This window comes from Mesorhizobium sp. M0854 (assembly GCF_040319815.1).
Classification (GTDB): Bacteria; Pseudomonadota; Alphaproteobacteria; order Rhizobiales; family Rhizobiaceae; genus Mesorhizobium.
Genome location: NZ_JAMYOL010000023.1, coordinates 24,631 through 40,834 on the forward strand (window position 1 = coordinate 24,631; position 16,204 = coordinate 40,834).

Annotated in this window: 18 protein-coding genes; 2 read left to right on the forward strand and 16 right to left on the reverse strand. The window is 62.5% G+C overall.

Going from position 1 to position 16,204, the window contains the following annotated elements; all coding sequences use genetic code 11:
* Positions 1 to 78: 78 nt before the first annotated feature.
* From NKH99_RS25370 to NKH99_RS25405, 8 genes are all read right to left on the reverse strand, one after another.
* On the reverse strand, positions 79 to 765 hold the full coding sequence (locus NKH99_RS25370) for a lytic transglycosylase domain-containing protein (RefSeq protein WP_353016207.1): 687 nt from the start codon (positions 763 to 765) through the stop codon (positions 79 to 81).
* Complete coding sequence (lepB, locus tag NKH99_RS25375; protein ID WP_353016210.1) at positions 753 to 1,301, reverse strand: signal peptidase I; 549 nt, start codon at positions 1,299 to 1,301, stop codon at positions 753 to 755. Before lepB ends, NKH99_RS25370 begins: the two co-directional genes overlap by 13 nt.
* Positions 1,298 to 1,567, reverse strand: a complete 270-nt coding sequence (locus NKH99_RS25380; protein WP_023679653.1) for a helix-turn-helix transcriptional regulator — start codon at positions 1,565 to 1,567, stop codon at positions 1,298 to 1,300. Before NKH99_RS25380 ends, lepB begins: the two co-directional genes overlap by 4 nt.
* A 150-nt stretch (positions 1,568 to 1,717) precedes the next feature.
* Positions 1,718 to 2,041, reverse strand: coding sequence for a DUF736 domain-containing protein (locus NKH99_RS25385; protein WP_023672372.1), 324 nt, complete (start codon positions 2,039 to 2,041; stop codon positions 1,718 to 1,720).
* A gap of 545 nt (positions 2,042 to 2,586) precedes the next feature.
* A complete protein-coding gene (locus NKH99_RS25390) occupies positions 2,587 to 4,308 on the reverse strand; it encodes a ParB/RepB/Spo0J family partition protein (RefSeq protein ID WP_353016212.1) in 1,722 nt (573 codons plus the stop codon).
* Positions 4,309 to 4,385: 77 nt separating this feature from the next.
* Positions 4,386 to 4,805, reverse strand: coding sequence for a DUF2958 domain-containing protein (locus tag NKH99_RS25395; protein WP_353016214.1), 420 nt, complete (start codon positions 4,803 to 4,805; stop codon positions 4,386 to 4,388).
* A 14-nt stretch (positions 4,806 to 4,819) separates the two neighbouring features.
* Positions 4,820 to 5,023: a hypothetical protein gene (locus NKH99_RS25400; RefSeq protein WP_352549568.1), complete on the reverse strand. Its 204-nt coding sequence runs from the start codon at positions 5,021 to 5,023 to the stop codon at positions 4,820 to 4,822.
* Complete coding sequence (locus tag NKH99_RS25405) at positions 5,020 to 5,982, reverse strand: ArdC family protein (protein ID WP_353016217.1); 963 nt, start codon at positions 5,980 to 5,982, stop codon at positions 5,020 to 5,022. The genes NKH99_RS25400 and NKH99_RS25405 overlap by 4 nt, the downstream gene beginning before the upstream one ends.
* A gap of 344 nt (positions 5,983 to 6,326) precedes the next feature.
* Here NKH99_RS25405 and NKH99_RS25410 point away from each other — a divergent pair, with 344 nt between their 5' ends.
* The gene (locus tag NKH99_RS25410; protein WP_352740732.1) at positions 6,327 to 6,497 is read left to right on the forward strand and encodes a hypothetical protein; all 171 of its coding nucleotides are present in this window, start codon (positions 6,327 to 6,329) and stop codon (positions 6,495 to 6,497) included.
* Between the two features lie 198 nt (positions 6,498 to 6,695).
* Here the strand turns inward: NKH99_RS25410 and NKH99_RS25415 are convergent, their stop codons facing one another.
* Both NKH99_RS25415 and NKH99_RS25420 read right to left on the reverse strand, forming a co-directional pair.
* Positions 6,696 to 6,923, reverse strand: a complete 228-nt coding sequence (locus NKH99_RS25415; protein WP_023679647.1) for a hypothetical protein — start codon at positions 6,921 to 6,923, stop codon at positions 6,696 to 6,698.
* Between the two features lie 135 nt (positions 6,924 to 7,058).
* Complete coding sequence (locus tag NKH99_RS25420) at positions 7,059 to 7,310, reverse strand: helix-turn-helix domain-containing protein (protein ID WP_023722035.1); 252 nt, start codon at positions 7,308 to 7,310, stop codon at positions 7,059 to 7,061.
* A gap of 117 nt (positions 7,311 to 7,427) precedes the next feature.
* On the opposite strand from NKH99_RS25420, the gene NKH99_RS25425 reads away from it, so the two are divergent.
* Complete coding sequence (locus tag NKH99_RS25425; RefSeq protein ID WP_352496249.1) at positions 7,428 to 7,697, forward strand: DNA -binding domain-containing protein; 270 nt, start codon at positions 7,428 to 7,430, stop codon at positions 7,695 to 7,697.
* A 95-nt stretch (positions 7,698 to 7,792) separates the two neighbouring features.
* On the opposite strand, the gene NKH99_RS25430 is transcribed toward NKH99_RS25425, so the two are convergent.
* The 6 genes from NKH99_RS25430 to ccoG form a co-directional block, all read right to left on the reverse strand.
* A complete protein-coding gene (locus tag NKH99_RS25430) occupies positions 7,793 to 9,700 on the reverse strand; it encodes a putative bifunctional diguanylate cyclase/phosphodiesterase (RefSeq protein WP_353016220.1) in 1,908 nt (635 codons plus the stop codon).
* A gap of 303 nt (positions 9,701 to 10,003) precedes the next feature.
* Positions 10,004 to 11,185, reverse strand: a complete 1,182-nt coding sequence (gene ubiM, locus NKH99_RS25435; RefSeq protein ID WP_353016294.1) for a 5-demethoxyubiquinol-8 5-hydroxylase UbiM — start codon at positions 11,183 to 11,185, stop codon at positions 10,004 to 10,006.
* 423 nt (positions 11,186 to 11,608) lie between these two features.
* Positions 11,609 to 11,761, reverse strand: coding sequence for a cbb3-type cytochrome oxidase assembly protein CcoS (ccoS, locus tag NKH99_RS25440; RefSeq protein WP_352453617.1), 153 nt, complete (start codon positions 11,759 to 11,761; stop codon positions 11,609 to 11,611).
* Positions 11,758 to 14,046 carry a cation-translocating P-type ATPase gene (locus NKH99_RS25445; RefSeq protein WP_353016223.1) on the reverse strand — a complete coding sequence of 763 codons (2,289 nt, stop codon included), beginning with the start codon at positions 14,044 to 14,046 and terminating at the stop codon, positions 11,758 to 11,760. The genes ccoS and NKH99_RS25445 overlap by 4 nt, the downstream gene beginning before the upstream one ends.
* Complete coding sequence (locus NKH99_RS25450) at positions 14,043 to 14,540, reverse strand: FixH family protein (protein WP_352642228.1); 498 nt, start codon at positions 14,538 to 14,540, stop codon at positions 14,043 to 14,045. The genes NKH99_RS25445 and NKH99_RS25450 overlap by 4 nt, the downstream gene beginning before the upstream one ends.
* Positions 14,537 to 16,096 (reverse strand): cytochrome c oxidase accessory protein CcoG, encoded by a 1,560-nt coding sequence (ccoG, locus tag NKH99_RS25455; protein WP_353016226.1) that lies wholly within the window; start codon positions 16,094 to 16,096, stop codon positions 14,537 to 14,539. Before ccoG ends, NKH99_RS25450 begins: the two co-directional genes overlap by 4 nt.
* Positions 16,097 to 16,204: the final 108 nt, after the last annotated feature.

Sequence of the window (16,204 nt, forward strand, 5' to 3'; positions counted from 1 at the left end):
AGGCGATGCCTTTATCTTGCCTTCCGCGGACCTGCCTCCCTGCCTCCCTGCCCCGCCCGACCCACGGTACCCCTGCCCTCACCTGCGATCCGGCCGGCCTGACCTTGCTCGCTCCGATCCGAGCGGCACCACGATTTGGCCATTCGGATCGGTCACGGAAACACCGTTTCGCAGGAAAAACAGCGACTGCCCGGACGGGATTTCCGGCGCTTTTCCGGAACGGGATTTGCCGGTGAACGCGTCCATGTCGGCGGCCGCGATCCCCGCCGCCTTGAGCTCTTCCAGATACGAAACCGTCTCGCTGGGCAGCGGTCGCCCACGCTGCAAATGCTGTTCGTAGCGGTCCGGCCCAGCGTTATAGGCGGCAAACAGGCCGGGAAAGCCGAAGCGGTCATACATGGCGCGCAGATAGGCAGTGCCTGCCAGAATGTTGTCGCGAGGGTCGTGCGGATCGGCCCCCAGGCCAAGCTCTGCGCGCATCTGCTCATAGGTGCCGGGCATCACCTGCATGAGGCCAATGGCGCCGGCGTGTGAGGCGATCGGCCGTCCATTCAGCCTTGTCTGCCCCCGGCTTTCGGCATCCATGACGGCATAAATCCAGGGCTGTGGAATGCTGAAACGCCGGCTTGCCTCAGCTACGTAGTGCTGCCATCTTGCCAGCTGCGGACCACGGGAGATGGCGACCGGCTGAGCGTCGGTCGCGGCGGAACAGGCGCATGGCGCTATCGCGACCATGCCCAGCATCAGGAGGGTTACTCGGTCCATAGCGGCACCAGCCCCCCGACAATATTTTCGGCCGGCACCGGCCCGAAATAGCGGCTGTCGAAGGAGTGATTTCTATCGTTGCCGAGCAGGAAAAACTCGTCGGCGGCGAGCTTGCGGCAGGCATTCCACCAAGGCAGCGGACGGTGCTGCGTGTCGGTTGCCAGCCGGCGCGCGACGATCTCGCCGCCGATGATGATGGCGTCGCCGAAGGCGCAGACATGCTCGCCAGGCAGCGCGGCAAGGCGCTTGACCAGCGGCACATTGCTGGGCAGATAGAAGCGTTCGGCGGCGAGATCGGCGACCGGTTTTGGCGGGCGGACGAGCACGAGATCGCCACGGGCCGGCGATCCGGACGCGACGCGATAGAGGCCGACCGGCGCACTGGCCGAGGCGTTCCACACCAGCCAGGGCGATGGGTTGTCGAAAGCGGCGAAGCCGATCAGGCCGAGGCCTATTGTGGCCACGGCGATCGTCTTGCGCGCCCGAACGCGCCGCAGATGGCTGCCGATCAGACGGATAGTGGGACGCCGGCTCATGAGCGGCCTCCCTCACCGGCCGAGCCGGAATCATGCCCGGCATCCTCGGGCCTGGTCTCCTGCGCGCGTCCCTTCGACCAGTCGTCGAGCTCGTCGATGTGATAGCGGACATAGCGGCCGTGCTTGCGAAATTGCGGGCCGCCGCCTTTGAGCCGCATCTTCTCCAGCGTGCGCTGGGACAGCCCGATATAGAAGGCCGCCTGCGCGGTGTTGAGAAACGGACTGCCCTTCTTGGCACGGGCCGCGCGTTCGTTTTCGTCGTCCATGATGGTCCTCGTTTTGCTACGGACAAGCGAAGGCGAGGATCGGCGAGCGAGATCGTTTCGGGGACGGGCGAAGAGTGGGGGGCGAGTTTTCGCCGCCCCCTCCCGAAAGAGCCCCGCGCCGGTTGCGGCGCGAGGCTCGAGGCAGGCGGTTCAGTCGACCGGGTTCCAGATGATGGCGTATGTGTCGTCATCATCCTGGCCGGCGGCGCGGCCGAGATTGGCGTAGAGCTTGCGCGGGCCGAACTCCGGGGCGGCAATCGACAGGCTCACATAGTCCTTGCCGGAGGTCTCGCCGGTGCGGATCCAGCCGGCCCCTACTTCGACCCCTTGCGTCAGCACCCGAAAGTCGGGATGGGTGTCGGCGCTCTTTGCCTGATTGGGCACGATGTCGATGTCGGCGCGGACGCTAAGCGTCTTGAGCTGGCCCTTGTAGCCGCCGTTTTCCTGTTTGGTGACGTATCCGATCGCGGTCATTTTCAGTCTCCTTTTGGTGCTCGCCGGGGACCATTCCCCTGCGATGGCGGACCGTCATGGGCGCGTCCGGACCGCCGGAACCGGGACGGCCGCAGCGATAGCGGAGGACCCGAGCGGACAGCTTTTTTGAAGCGAAGCGGCGCGAGGAAGCCGCCGCAGGCGGCGGGGAAAAAAGCTGCTGGCGAGGGTTTCGGGCGGGCCGGATCCGCCCATAGGTCGTCAAGCCAGCCGCAGGGGAATGGTTCCTGAGACACATGGAGACAGGTAGCGCGATCGGCGGCGCAACGAACAGGCGGCAACGCAGGGCGCCGGCTGCGCGGGCTCTGTCGGCAACCGGATCGGACAATTGGCCCCATGCGCCTGGCGCCTCAGCAAGCAACCCGGCGCGGTGCAGGGCTGCCGAAACGGGCGCGAATTGGCGTCGGGATTTCTCGCGCGCGGCACTGGCTCGACATGACGACCGATCGGCAGCCGGCACGGTCCGGAGCGGCGCGCGCGACCTGAGCGGCGGTAATCGAGAGAACCGCCGCTCGGGCCCTGATCGATTATTCGCGGACGAACAGCGGCTGTACCTGTGTCCACTGATCGGCGGTGCGGAAGCCGCCGCGGCTGGTGTAGCTTTCGGCCGGGAATTTCATCCAGCGCGGCAGCCAGGTCTCGACCCTGAGGCGGCCATTCTCGCCCGCCAGGAAGTCGCGGATGATCTTCTTTTGCGTCTTGACCTTCTCGGCGACATTGCCGTCCGCGACCAGCTTGCCGCCGACCTCGGCCAGCATCGAATTGGCGATTTCCTTGTCGCGCAAGAGGTCGAAGAAGGCATCGTCCGGTTGCCACCATGTGCCCATATCGACGTTCAGATGGTTGCCGAGCGCCTCGATGACGGCGCTGCCGGCTGCAAGCGTCTCGGCCATGACAAGGGTGAGAACGCGCATGACATCGTCGTCGCAGAGCGCCAAGAGGCGCGCGAACACGCCGGCGATAGCAAAGGCGTCGCCATTGCCGCCGGCGACCACGCCGTCCTCATCCGGTGATCCGAGCAGGGCCAACACTTCGCGCCGTTTTTTGCCGAATGCAGCTTCAGCCTTGCAGCCGGCAAGGCTGGCAGTCACCGTCTCGTTGACTGCGCACTGTGGCTCACGGCGCACCTGCCACAGGCCGGAACCGGTGACGGCGTGCGCCACCACGAGGCGCAGCGCCACGGCGGGATGGTCGAGCATGGCCGCACGCACGGCAGCATGGCGATGCAGATCGACATAGTTCTGCATCGGGCCGGTGAGTTCGGGGCGCGGCGGCTTGGCGGCTGTTTCTTCTTGCTCGCCGCCCTCGCGGGCGCGGCGGGCTTGCTTGCGTGACAGCCAGCCCTCGTGCCACTCGACCTCGCCGCGATACGTGACCGCGATGAAGACCTTGCCGCCCTTCTTCTTCGGGGTCTTCTCGTGGTCCCATGGGTGGAAATACTGGCCCGGCTCCAGCAGCACCACCTCGCTCCAGCCGTCGTTGAGATAGGTGTCGCGTCTGGCGGCAATCGCTTCGTTCTGCTTTTGCCAGAACAGGTCGGCATCGGCGAAATAGCTGTCCTCGCCGAACAGGTCCGAGGTGATCAGGCCGGGATACTCCTCGATGGCAAACAGCGCCACCTTGGTGGAAATCGACTGGCCGCCGAACAGCCATTGCTTCAATTGATAGCCACGCGGCGCGTATTGATCGGGATCGGCACAGAGTGCCAGCCAGTCCTTCTGCTGCGCCTTGGACGCCATGGTGAGATGGCGCACCGTCTCGGCGTCGATCTCCTCGCGGCGATAGGCTTCGCGGATTTTGGGCAAGAGGTCGCCAAGCGCCAGAATGCGTTTGACCTTGAGGTCAGTGATGCCGAAGGTCGCAGCGATGTCGGGAACGGTGCGGCCTTGCCTGACGAGCCGCGAAAACGTCTCCCATTGCGAGACTTCGTCAGGATCGAGGCGGGCGAGGTTTTCGATCAGCGAGGCTTCCAGCGCATCGGCGTCGTCACCGTCTTCCATGATGGCGCAGGGCAAGGGATCGCCTTCGCCGCGCTCGTCGGCAAGCGATTTGGCGGCGAAATAGCGCCGCCTGCCGGCGACGATCTCGAAGGTTTCCGGCTGGCCGTTCGGCCGCACAAGGAGTGGCACCAGCACGCCGCGCGCACGCACGGAGGGCAGGATGTCGGATATGTCGGGCGCGCGTTTTCCATGGCGCATGTTGAGCGCGGAAATATTGAGCTGATCCAAGGGGATGTGGGCAAGCTGCATGGTTACTCTCTTTCGCTTTGGTTGAGGTTGTCCCGCCGCAGGGGGCGAAGGCCGGCGGGGCGGGACGGTTTTTGCCCCTATCGGCGCTGCTGTTCCGCCGTGTCGGGCGGAAGCTCGGAATGGGGCTTTGAAAGGGCGTCTGCTGCCTGCCGCAGAAGTCGCTCGGCCTCGGTGATGTGGCCGCAAATGCGGGCGGCTTCGGCATAGACGGAGAGCGGAAAGCGCGCCTGGAAATGCAGGTCGCGCTCGATGCCGAGGCCAAGCGGACCTTTTGCGGGTGCAAGCTCGGCCAGACTGACGTTGCCGAATTCGGGGAAGCCGAAGCCGAGATCGCAAAGGCAGAACAGCGTGTCGCCATCGGCGTCGAGTTCGGTCAAAAGCCACGTGGCGGCACCTGTCGGATTAAACAGTTTCACAACGGGAAAATGGTCGATGTCGGCGTCGGCGGTGCCATTGGCTAGCAGTCGTGCGCGCAGTGGATCGGTGATCAGGATCATGGAAAGACTCCTTGTCAGAACAGGTCGAGTTGATTTCTGCTGGCTTCATCGAAGAGGCCGATATCGAGCGGCTTTTGCGCCGCGCGCGGACACATCGGCGCGTCCATCAGGAGGGTGAGCCGATCGCGCGTGGTGATCGGCCGGACACCGGGAATGAGCATCTGCTCGCCTTGCGGCGTCGGCTCGCTCGCGGTCAGTTGAGGATCGCGCATCGTCATGCCGCAATCCCTTCCTGCGCCTCGCCTTCGGCATCGGCCTGAAGGCCAAACAGGAAATCGGCGGCCTTGGAGGCAAGACTGGCGGCACGGAAGATGGCGCGGTTGTCCTCGCGCAGCACCTTTAGCCATGAGCCGACGTAATCGGCATGACGCACGGTCGGCTCGATACCGAGATTGCTGCAGACGAAGGCGGCAGTGATTTCGGCGACCAATTCTTCACGCGCGTAAGCCTTGGAGCCGAACGAGCCGGAGAGGTCGCGAGCAAGCCGCGTTGGGTGGCCGGTCCAGTGGCCAAGCTCGTGAAAGCAGGTCCGGTAATAGTCGATCTGGTGATGGAACGCCGGCTGCGGCGGCACCTGAATGTGGTCGCTGCCCGGCATGTAGAAAGCGCGATCGCCGCCGACCCTGAAATCCGCACCGCTGGCGCGAATGAGCGTCTCGGCCTGCGGCACGATCTCGCACTGAGGCAGCGGCTCGGCGGCGGCATAGAGGTCTTCCGGAAGATTATCGCACTGCGCGACATTGAAGACGGTGAAGCGCTTCAAAAAAGGCACGGCCTGTGGTTCATCGCCCTCGTGGCGTGCGCGCTCCTTCTCGTCCTTGGGGACAAAGCGGTCGGCATGCACGATGGTCGTGCCGCGCTCGCCCTTCCTGACATTGCCGCCAAGGACGAGCGCCTGCCGGAAGGTGAGCCAGTTCTGGCTGGGATAGCTGCGCTCGATGACCGCGCCCCACAGGATGAGGATATTGATGCCGGAATAGGTGCGCCCAGAGGATGCATTCCTCGGCAGGCCAAGGCCTGCCTTTGCGCTGCCCCATGGCTTGACCCATGGCACGGTGCCGCGCTCCAGTTCGGCAATGATGCGGTCGGTGATCTCCTGATAAAGGCTGGCGCCCGGGCGCCCGCCCTTGCCTGCGCCAGCCTCTGTGCTGGCACAACGCTTGCTGTTTGCATGCATCGTCTCATCCTCCGCTCGCCAATCGCCGCGCCTTTCCCCGGAAGCGGGGTGGGCGGCGAGTCGCGACCGGAAAGGCCCGCCGTGGGAGGCGGACCGCATCCGAAGGACCGGAACGAAGAGGAGGACCCTGAGCGGCACGCGAAGGGTTGCGGGCTGCCGCGGCGGGCCTAGAAGGGAGTGCCGCCCACCCCGCGCCACCGGGAAAGGCCAACAGACAAACCGCGCCGCCCGCAAGGGCGGCGGCCGTCACAGCCCGAAGGGCTGCCCACGCCAAGGGGCGAAGCCGAATGGCCGAGACCGCCTGAGCTTGCCGAAGAAAAGCGGGCTCGGTTCACGAGCACCTGGTGCGCGTCGTCAGGCGCGCGGGCGCCCGCCAGGACAGATTTTTCGCACGGATCATCGTCAAGCGCCGCAGTTACGTCGAGAAACTCGACGACATCGCCGCCGTGCGCGCGGCTTCCTACGAACAAAGCCAGCGCTCGCCTTTCAACAGGTTGAGGCGCGTGTCCCAGTAATATTCCTGACCGGGATCATGATAGACGCGCTCGCCCGTTTGTGGCTTATATTGGCTTTGATGATGCAGCCGACAGCGGCAGGGTCGATTCGAAGGCAAGAATGCCAGCCAGGAGTTGTCCTGATAGCGATGGTTGCCCACGCCCCTTCCCTCCGAAGAGAGAATGCGACGTTTGCGGCCTAGAGTCTACAAGTCGGGTCTAATTCACCGGTCCTGTTCCGAACCATTGAATGAACGGCGCATCCTTCCCCGTGATATCCTTCACCGTCTTTAACAGCGCTTCATGGGTGCGCTGGAGAGCCAGGTAATGGTTGCTGGTAGGTGATAGAAGCGGCTGGACGATGCTCTTGTGCAGCCGTTCCGCCTCCGCCAGAAAGCGCTCGATTTCAGCCTGTGAAAGCTGCTTGGAAAGTTTGGTCCTAGCCATTGCGATCTCCGTTGAGGAATCGCCCCACCTAGGATTATCATCCTATACCGGCATGGGTTGGTAAAGACCCACCCGCAGCGGAATGGCAGCTTGCCGAAGAAAAGCACGCTCGGTTCACGGTACCGGCGCGAGCCGTTAGACGCGCAGGCGCCCGTTAGCCCGCAGGCTGGACAGAATCTCGCACGGATCAGCGTCAAGCGCCGCAGTTAAGTCGAGAAACTCGATGACGTCGAGACGCCGCTCTCCACCCTCGTACTTGGCCACGAAGGATTGGGGACGATCAAGCTTCTCGGCCACCTGCGCCTGAGTCAGGCCTTTGGCCTTGCGCAGGGAAACCAGCTGGGCCAGAAACCGCTGGTGGCGGGGCGATCGAAGAGACTTGGGCATGTAGGCGAACCGGTCGGGTAAAGACCGGATCAGCGACTAATCCCGGTTTCGGATTATCCCATTTTGGGATATTCTGCGGACGCTCAACAGGCGAGGTTCGCAGGCATGAATCGATCAATGGGAACAGATGAGACTCGAAACTCAACTCTGTGCGACGAAGTCCCCTGGTCGGAGAACCTCACGAGCTACGACAGGGAGCATTTCACGATCTACCTGCGGATCCTGGATGCCTGCGCCGACAATGCCAGCGAAGAGGAGATGGCCGATCTCATTCTCGGCATCGACCCGTCCCTTGAACCGGTCCGCGCCCGCAAGGCTCTTCGCAGCCATATCGACCGGGCGAACTGGATGGTGACGACTGGCTACAAGGAACTGTTCGCCGGCTGACGCACAGCACGGATAGTCATGCTCTTCAAACAAGGAAGTTCAGATACCCGCCATTCATGAGCGCACGGCCGCGAGAGACGGCGCGGCGGGAGCGGTCACAACTGGTTCGCGTGCTGTTTGACTGCCATTTCCAGTGCTTGGCTCAGAGGCACAGCCTTGGAGAACAGGAAGCCTTGAGCGGTTCGGCAGCCAAGCTTGTGCAGGGTTTGCCGATCCGCCTCTGTTTCGACGCCCTCGGCCATGACCTCGATCCCGAGCATGTTACCGAGATCGATGACCGATTTGACAAGCAGTCGGTCCTCTCGGGACTTGGCCAAGCCGCGAATGAAGCCCTGGTCTATTTTGACCTTGCGTATCCGACTGTCCTTGAGCGATGCCAACGTAGAAAAGCCGGTGCCGAAGTCATCGAGCGCGATGGAAATGCCCGCATGTGAAAGCCGTCCGAGCTTTTCATCCACTCTGTCCGGGTCCACCGGGGATTCTTCGGTAATCTCGATCTCGAACATCGTTGCAGGGAGATCTCTTGCCGCCAGACCATCCAGAACCATGTCGTCGATATCGCCGGCTTCCAGTTCGCGCGGTGAAACATTCATCGCCACACGGAGATCACGACAGTCAGCTTTCACCAAGCCGTCGATAAAAGCACAACAGTCGGCGAATACGGTTTGCGTCAGCAGCTGAAGCATTCCGGTTTCGCGTGCAGCTGTGATGATTTCGGGTGGAGAGATGGCACCATGAGTCGGATGGGACCACCTCAGCAAGGCTTCAAAACCGACCACGGCCTCGGTGTCGAGTTTCACGATCGGCTGGAACCAAGGTTGCAAGCTTCTCGTCTTTATCGCCGAATGAAGGTCCCGTTCGACGGACTGGCGGCGTTGCAGTTCCCTGTCGAGTTCGGCATCGAACAGGCAAAATTCGTTCCTGCCACGACGCTTGGCCGTGTAAAGGGCGATATCCGCCCGCAACAACATTTCGGTCAGGCCCGGGCTTTCCGCCAGGTATATTCCTATTGATGCCCCGACACGGACGGACGCGACCTCGATATAGGGTCGGGCAATTTTGGCTATGATATTGGAGGCGAGATCACTGGCAGAAAGCGAAACCCTCGTTGAGGGAAAAAACAGCACGAATTCATCGCCGCCGATACGAGCGAGCGTTGAGCCTTCCGGTGCTTCCTCCTCTATGCGGCGGGCGATCCTGACAAGCAGTTCATCACCGGTCCTGTGACCGTAGGTATCGTTGACGGATTTGAACCCGTCCAGATCAACCAGCATTGCCACGAAGGGACCATCCGCGGTCTCGAAACGTCCGATTGCGTCTTCGAGGCCACGCCTGTTGAGAAGGGCCGTCAGGTGGTCCTGCCTGGAACTGGCCTTCATCTCCGCCGCAAGCCGCTCGGCCTCATGCCTCAGGCGGCTCGCTTCGCGGAACCGTGCTTGCCCAACAAACGAAGCTCGAACCAAGCCGCCCATGAAGAGCAGAACGGTAAAAGCCAGAATGTAGTCTTCAAAATTGCCTTTCGCCAAAAGGCAACCCACCGTGATGAGGAGCGGAGGTGTGATGAAGTTGATCGCCGCCGCGGCATACGAACTGCCGTATGTAACCGCACCAGCTGAAATGCCCGCCAGAATGACCAGATGCAGCGGTGCTTGAGGTGTCGTGTATCCAACAGTCAGGACGGCCAGGAAGGACCAGGCAAACCCTGCCAGAAGAGCAAGGATGCCAAACCAGCGAAGCCGCGGCAAAACCCCCACTAAACCGTCATGGCGCCCCGTTTCCTTTAGCTGATAACGCGCGAGTGCAAGGCGGGCGGCATTTATCGCATTGACGACCAGGAACCAGATTGCAGCGGCAAAGCCGCTGCCAGAAAGGGCGTGCACCGCCCAAATCAGGCCTGACAGGATACCGCTTATCGGCATCGACACGAAGAGGCCGGTCCTCAGGTCAGCAAGCTGATCCTGACGGATTTTGGCCTCCAGCGTGTCTGCTTTCTTCGGGGCCATGGACGGACCAGCTTGCTCCCATCGTTGTTCGCGAGGACAAGCTTACGCAGGCCCACTGAAGGACGGGTTAACTATCCAGCGGGGGTAACCAGTGCGCTCACCATGTCTTCGGGGCGCACGTCTGCCTCTTGGCCTTGCCGTCTGACCATCGAGCTCTTGCCCGCACGCGTGCCTTGATCCGAATCATCCCAGGATCGGCAACGTCACCATGGAAGCAGCCCTGCCAACGGCATCAACGCGCCCGGCGAGACAAAAGGAAGCCGGGCCGAGATAGCGTTCCAGAGCGGCAGCGCTGCCTGCGATTCACCGCCTGAGCATGGCCGAAATACCAAGGCGGATAAAGGGAAGATATTGGGCAAAGCGAAGCCCTGCATGTCTTGCAAGCCGTGCCGCCGGGTGCTCGCCTGAGTAGAGAGCGACAAGTGCATTCGTAGCATGATAGAGCGGTGCCGCCGACAGACGCAGCCGGCTTTCGTATCTGCCGAGTATGTCGGGATCAGCAATGTCGCGGCGCTCGCGACATGCCGCCAGGATTCTATCGGCGAGTTGCTTCTGGCCACTGAGGCCGATGTTGAAGCCATGCGCGGTCACCGGGTGCATGCCGAGGGCAGCATCGCCGATCAGTGCCGCACTCGGAGCCCAGAACTTGTGCGCCCAGGTCGTGACCAGCGGATAGGCATGGCGGGTGCTTGCCAAGGTCATCTCTCCGAAGCGTCCTCGACACCGGCTCGTCGATTCCATGAGGAACAAATCGTCGTCGAGAGCAAGCAGTCTGTCGGCCTCGCTTGAGCGCAAAGTGAGAAGCAGCGACGACACGCCTTCCATGAGCGGCAACATCGCTATCGTCTGATGGTGATCGAACCATTCGACCGCGATCTGGTGATGGGCGCGCTCGTGCCTCACCCGGCAAATCAGCATGGAGTTGCCAAGCCGATTGATGTCGGCGCCAATGCCGAGCAGGTCGCGCGTCGCGGACAAACGCGAATCCGCTGCAACGAGCAGCCGAGCGGCCAATTGCCTGCCATCAGAGAGCGTTATGACTGCTTCTTTGTGGCTGGTTGTTGCATTGACGACCGAGCGGCCGCACAGCAGCTGGGCATGATCCTGGAAGTGGACAAGCTTGAACAGGGCGTCGCGGATCCGACAATTTGGGACCAGAATTCCGAGTGGTTCCCCAGATCCGCTGGGAGAATCGAAGCTCAGGGCGAAAGGGCTCGATCCGTTGAGCACGCGCGCGCCTTGTAGCGGTGATTTGTCCGAAGCGGGGATGGCATCCCAGGCGCCGAGCTCGCGAAGGATTCCAACCGATGCGTGGGTCAGCGCGATCTCGCGACCGTCGAAAGCCGGATTCGCCAGGCTTTCGAGCGACTGCCGTTCAAGCACTGCCACCTTGAGTCGGCTCTGGGCAAGCGACGCGGCGAAGGAAAGTCCGACCGGCCCGGCTCCGACCACAATAACGTCGAATCTATCGACAGAGCCGGCCATCAGCGTGCCGCCATTGCGTCGGCTATCTGCGACGAAGGGCACTGGAACGCATCGCAATCGATCCACGGTTTGCGGCTCATCTCCCCAAGCGTCTCCACGCGACCTAACCGTCCGTTAGACATCCGTTCTCCGTTCAAAAATGCTCAATGAAACCATGCCTATGAAGAGATAACCCTGATGTGGATCAACCAGGCTCGATAAACGCGGCAACGGCGGGTTCACGGTCGACTGGTCGACCGCCACGCCATGGTCTGGTCAGGTCATCATGGAATGGCCGGCTTCCCGTTCGGTGCGGCCCTTTCCTGGCCGAAAGTTCGGCAACGTATTCTGGCTGATCCGTTCGCACCCGTCGCGCGCCGAAATCGGCATGACGCGAAGCAACCGCGGAAAATATTCGAGCGAGTCCTCGCAGGGCAGGCTGGGTCAACTGCGTTGCTCGTCGCGGTCGATCAGGATCCGCTCGGCGGCGCCATCGAGATCTTCATATTGGCCGCTCCTCAAGGCCCACAGGAACCCCGCCAGCCCAAGCGCTCCGAGGAACAGGGCCACAGGTATGAGGTAGGCGAGCGTCGTCATGAGGATTGTGCCAGTGCGCCAATGTCCGAGCGCCTGTCATGTCGGGCATCTTGCACCGATGCATTTGACACGAAACCTTGCAGACGTAGCGCATTGCCGATGACCAGGAGGGACGAGGCGGACATCGCGACCGCCGCGATCAGTGGCGTAACGTGCCCCAGAATGGCGACCGGCACGGCGATGCCATTGTAAACGATCGCGATGGCGATGTTCTGCCGGATCAGCCGTCCGGCCTTCCGCGAAATGTCTAAAGCAAGTGGGACCGCCAGAAGACTTTTACGCAGGAACACGAAATCCGCGGCGTTGCGACCGATATCCGCCGCCGTGGCCGGAGCGATCGAAACGTGTGCGGCGCCCAATGCAGGCGTGTCGTTGAGCCCATCGCCGACCATCAGCACCTTGTGGCCAGTTCGCGTCAATGCTTCGATGTGTTCGACCTTCCCGGAGGGAAGCAACGAGGGAACGAAGCGCTCGACGCCCAGTGCTTCCGCGACTTCGCCGCAGGCAGCCTCTGTGTCGCCCGACAGCATCTCCACCGACACGCCGGCGCCGTTCAGTTGCTCGATGGCCGCCTTGGCATCGGCACGCAGCTCATCCTCGAAATCGAAAGTCGCGACAATGACCCCGTCCTTCGTCAGAACGGTTCCGCCATAGCCTTGTTTGCCTTCGCCGCCGATCCGAGCTTTCCACTCACGCCATCCGCGGCGACCCAGCCGCCAGGTACTGCCCTCGCCGATGGCTTCGATGCCGAAGCCCGGATGCTCGCTGACGGACGCGAGTTTCGGCTGGCCGGCAAAGGCTGCATTGCCAGCGATTGCCTTCGAAAAGGGATGGCGGGAATGCGCTGCCATCTCGGCCGCCATGGCGAGCATCGTCGGATCGATGGACGGCGCATTGATCAGCCTGGGCAGTCCGAGCGTAAGCGTGCCGGTTTTGTCGAACAATGCCGTGTCGATCCCCGCCAGGCGCTCCATGGCGGAGCCGTCCCTGACCATGACGCCGCTTTCAAACAGCCGCCGCGCAGCGACCACCTGCACGATCGGCACGGCGAGACCGAGCGCACACGGGCATGTAATGATCAAAACGGCGATCGCGATTGTTGTTGCCCGGTGCCAGTCGCCGGTCGCCGCCATCCAGCCGAGGAACGTCACAAAGGCGGTGAGGTGGACCACGGGGGCATAGAGCGCGGAGACGCGATCGGCGATCCTGCGATGGCGGGCGCGGCCGCCCTCTGCCGCTTCCATCAGCCGAACCATTTCGGCCAGGAAGGAATCCTTCGCGGCGGCCGTCGCCTCGATGGTCAGTGGACCGGTGAGATTGAGTGTACCGGCCTGGACCTGCGCCCCCGGGCCCACCGTTCTGGGCGTGCTTTCCCCGGAAACCAGGGAACAGTCGAGATCCGATGCCCCGCCAATGATCCTGCCGTCGATGGGCACCCTCTCGCCAGCCGCAATCAAGAGCTCCATTCCTGGTTCGATCTCGCCAACCGGCAAGTAGTCGCGCGAACCATCCTCGCGCAGCACCATGGCGCCGCGCGCCGCCAGCCGAGCCAGTCCGTTCACGGCCGTCCGTGCCCGTTCCCGCATCACGTGATCCAGCGTGCGGCCGATCAGCAGAAAGAACAGCAGCGACACCGACGCGTCGAAATAAGCATGGTCGCCATGGTTGATCGTCTCGTAGAGGCTCATGGCGTAAGCGAGCGATACCCCGACCGCGATCGGCACGTCCATGTTCATGCGGCTGTGGCGCAGCGCATTCCAGGCCGAGCGAAAATAGATGCCGCCGGCGAAAGCGAGCGCAGGAATGGCAATCAAGGCCGAGACCCAATGGAACAGGTCGCGGGTCGCGCCTTGCGCGCCGGACCAGACGGAGACTGATAGCAGCATGATGTTGCCCGCCGCAAAGCCGGCGACCGCGACGGCGCGGATCAGTTCCGAGAGCGTCCTGTCCTTCCCGTCAGCCTCGGGATCGAACAGGTGCGCGCCATAGCCCAGCCGTCCAAGTGTGGCGACGAATGGCGGAACCTCGTCGCCGCGCCACCGGACCGAAACACGTTTCGTTGAAAGATTGACACGAGCGCCTTCGACGCGATCCAGCTTACCGATCGCCGTCTCGATCGTCTGGATGCAGGCGGCACAATGCACGGCCGGCACCGAGAGGTCGGTCTGGCGAAGATTTTCGCCGATCGAGCGGCTCGCCAGTCTGATTTCCTGGCCAGAAGGCAGGACCAGTGTGACCTTTTCCAGGTCCAATGCCATTTCGGCGCCTGGCGCGCAGCAGCTCATTGCAGCGCCCCGCGGGAAATCACGATCCGGCGAACGTCGCGATAGGGTTCCGCAAGGCTCGCATCGGCGTCGATTTCGACGATCCAGACGCCATCCTTGGGGATGTGGTGCGCGGCGAATATCTGACCGGAGGCAGCGGCAAGAGTGACGGATTTGTCCTCGGCCTCGTAGGCAGGATGACGAAACAGCACCTTGACGCCATGCACGGCAACCGTCTTGCCGCCAGCATCGGTGAGGCTGTAGCGGACCTCACCGCCTGCGATGGTCAGTTTGCCAGTCCAGCCGAGGGCTGCCTGAGCTCGCCCTTGCTCGGCCTTTTTGTTGAATTGCTGGCTCGCCACATAGGTGTTTTCGACGACAAGGCCGGTCCAGCTCGTGTTGGCGAGCGTCGCCATCGTCAGATTGACCGCTATGACCACGCCGAAGAAGCCAAGGATGGTGAACAGCATATGCCTGCCGGTGAATTCGCGAGATTGTCGCGAGGTGTCGCTCATCTGGCGCTCTCCGGTGCGTTGAAAGTGGCCGTGTATTCGTCCGACTCGAACGGTGCCTTGTTTTCGACCCGGAACTTGAAGCTTTGCGCTGCACCCCGAACCTGATCTGCCGGCTGACGCACGAAAACCTTGAGCATCTTGAGCCGGTCGGGTTCGACCGGAATGGCAAAGGAGCGATCCGCCGGCAGGTCGATGCCGACAACGCTCATTTCGGCTCCATGCAGGCCCTGCATCGTGACAATGATCGTTCTTGGTTCGGGGATCATGTTGAGCAGCTTGACGGTGTAGCCATTGCGGATCGAACCGTCGGACAGCGTCACGAACTGCGGGTTGCGATCGTGCAGGACATTCAATTCGAGCCGTTCGCGGGTCAGCAGCGAATAGAGCAGCGCGAGACCGACCGCCGACCAGGCGCCCATGTAGATGAAGGTGCGCGGGCGAAAGATCTTGCCGATATGGAAACGGGCCACCTTGTCGGAGAACAGGCCGTCAGCGTTCCTGACCAGTGACGGGTTGACTGAACCGGAGCCGCCCGGGGTCGCCAGCATCATATTGGCGTTGTAGTCGGCCAGCGTCGCATAGGAAATCAGTCCGCGCTCCCTGCCGAGCTTGTCCATGATACCGTCACAGGTATCGATGCAGAGCGCGCAGGTGATGCATTCAAGCTGCTGGCCATCACGAATGTCGATCCCCATCGGGCAGACAGCCACGCAGGCGTTACAGTCGACGCAATCGCCGACTGACTCTCCGGCGGCCTGGACCTTCTTGGTGTGACGCGTGCGCGGTTCGCCGCGCCAGTCATTGTACGTGACGGTGAGCGAACTTTCGTCGAGCATGGCCGCCTGGATGCGCGGCCATGGGCACATATAGGTGCAGACCTGCTCGCGCATCAGCCCGCCGAACGTATAGGTCGTCGCTGTGAGCACAGCGACGGTGATGTAGGCGACAGGCGCTGCCGTGCCGGTGAAGAGTTCGACCAGCAAGATCGGCGCATCGGCGAAATAGAAGATCCAGGCGCCGCCGGTCGCTGCACCTATGATCAGCCAGATGGCGTGTTTCGATATTCTCAGCGCGAGCTTGCGGGCGGTCCAAGGCCCGGCCTCGAGCTTCATGCGGGCGTTGCGGTCGCCCTCGATAGCTCGCTCGACGACCAGGAACAGATCGACCCACACGGTCTGCGGACACGTATAGCCGCACCAGGCACGACCGATAGTCGACGTAACCAGGAAAAGACCGACGCCGGCCATGACCAGAAGGCCGGCCACATAGTAGAATTCCTGCGGCCAGATCTCGATGAAGAAGAAGTAGAAACGCCGGTTGGCGACATCGAGCAGCACGGCCTGGTCAGGGGCAAACGGGCCACGATCCCACCGCAGCCACGGCGTCAGATAGTAGATGCCGAGCGTGATCGCCATCACCAGCCATTTGAACCGGCGGAAACTGCCAGAGGCCCGGTTCGGGAAGATCTTCTTGCGTGCGGCATAGAGCGGCTGACGGGTCTTGGCGGAGTTGACCGCATCGGCTTCGAGCCGTTCTATTTGCGTGTTATCGAGCACGAGAAGCTCCAGTCACCAGCGACCCATCGGTTTCTGGATGATGCCGAGGCCCGGCTCGCGCCGGGCCTCGTCGCTTGGCGGTGGGGGGGAGGACGAGAATAGGCTGCG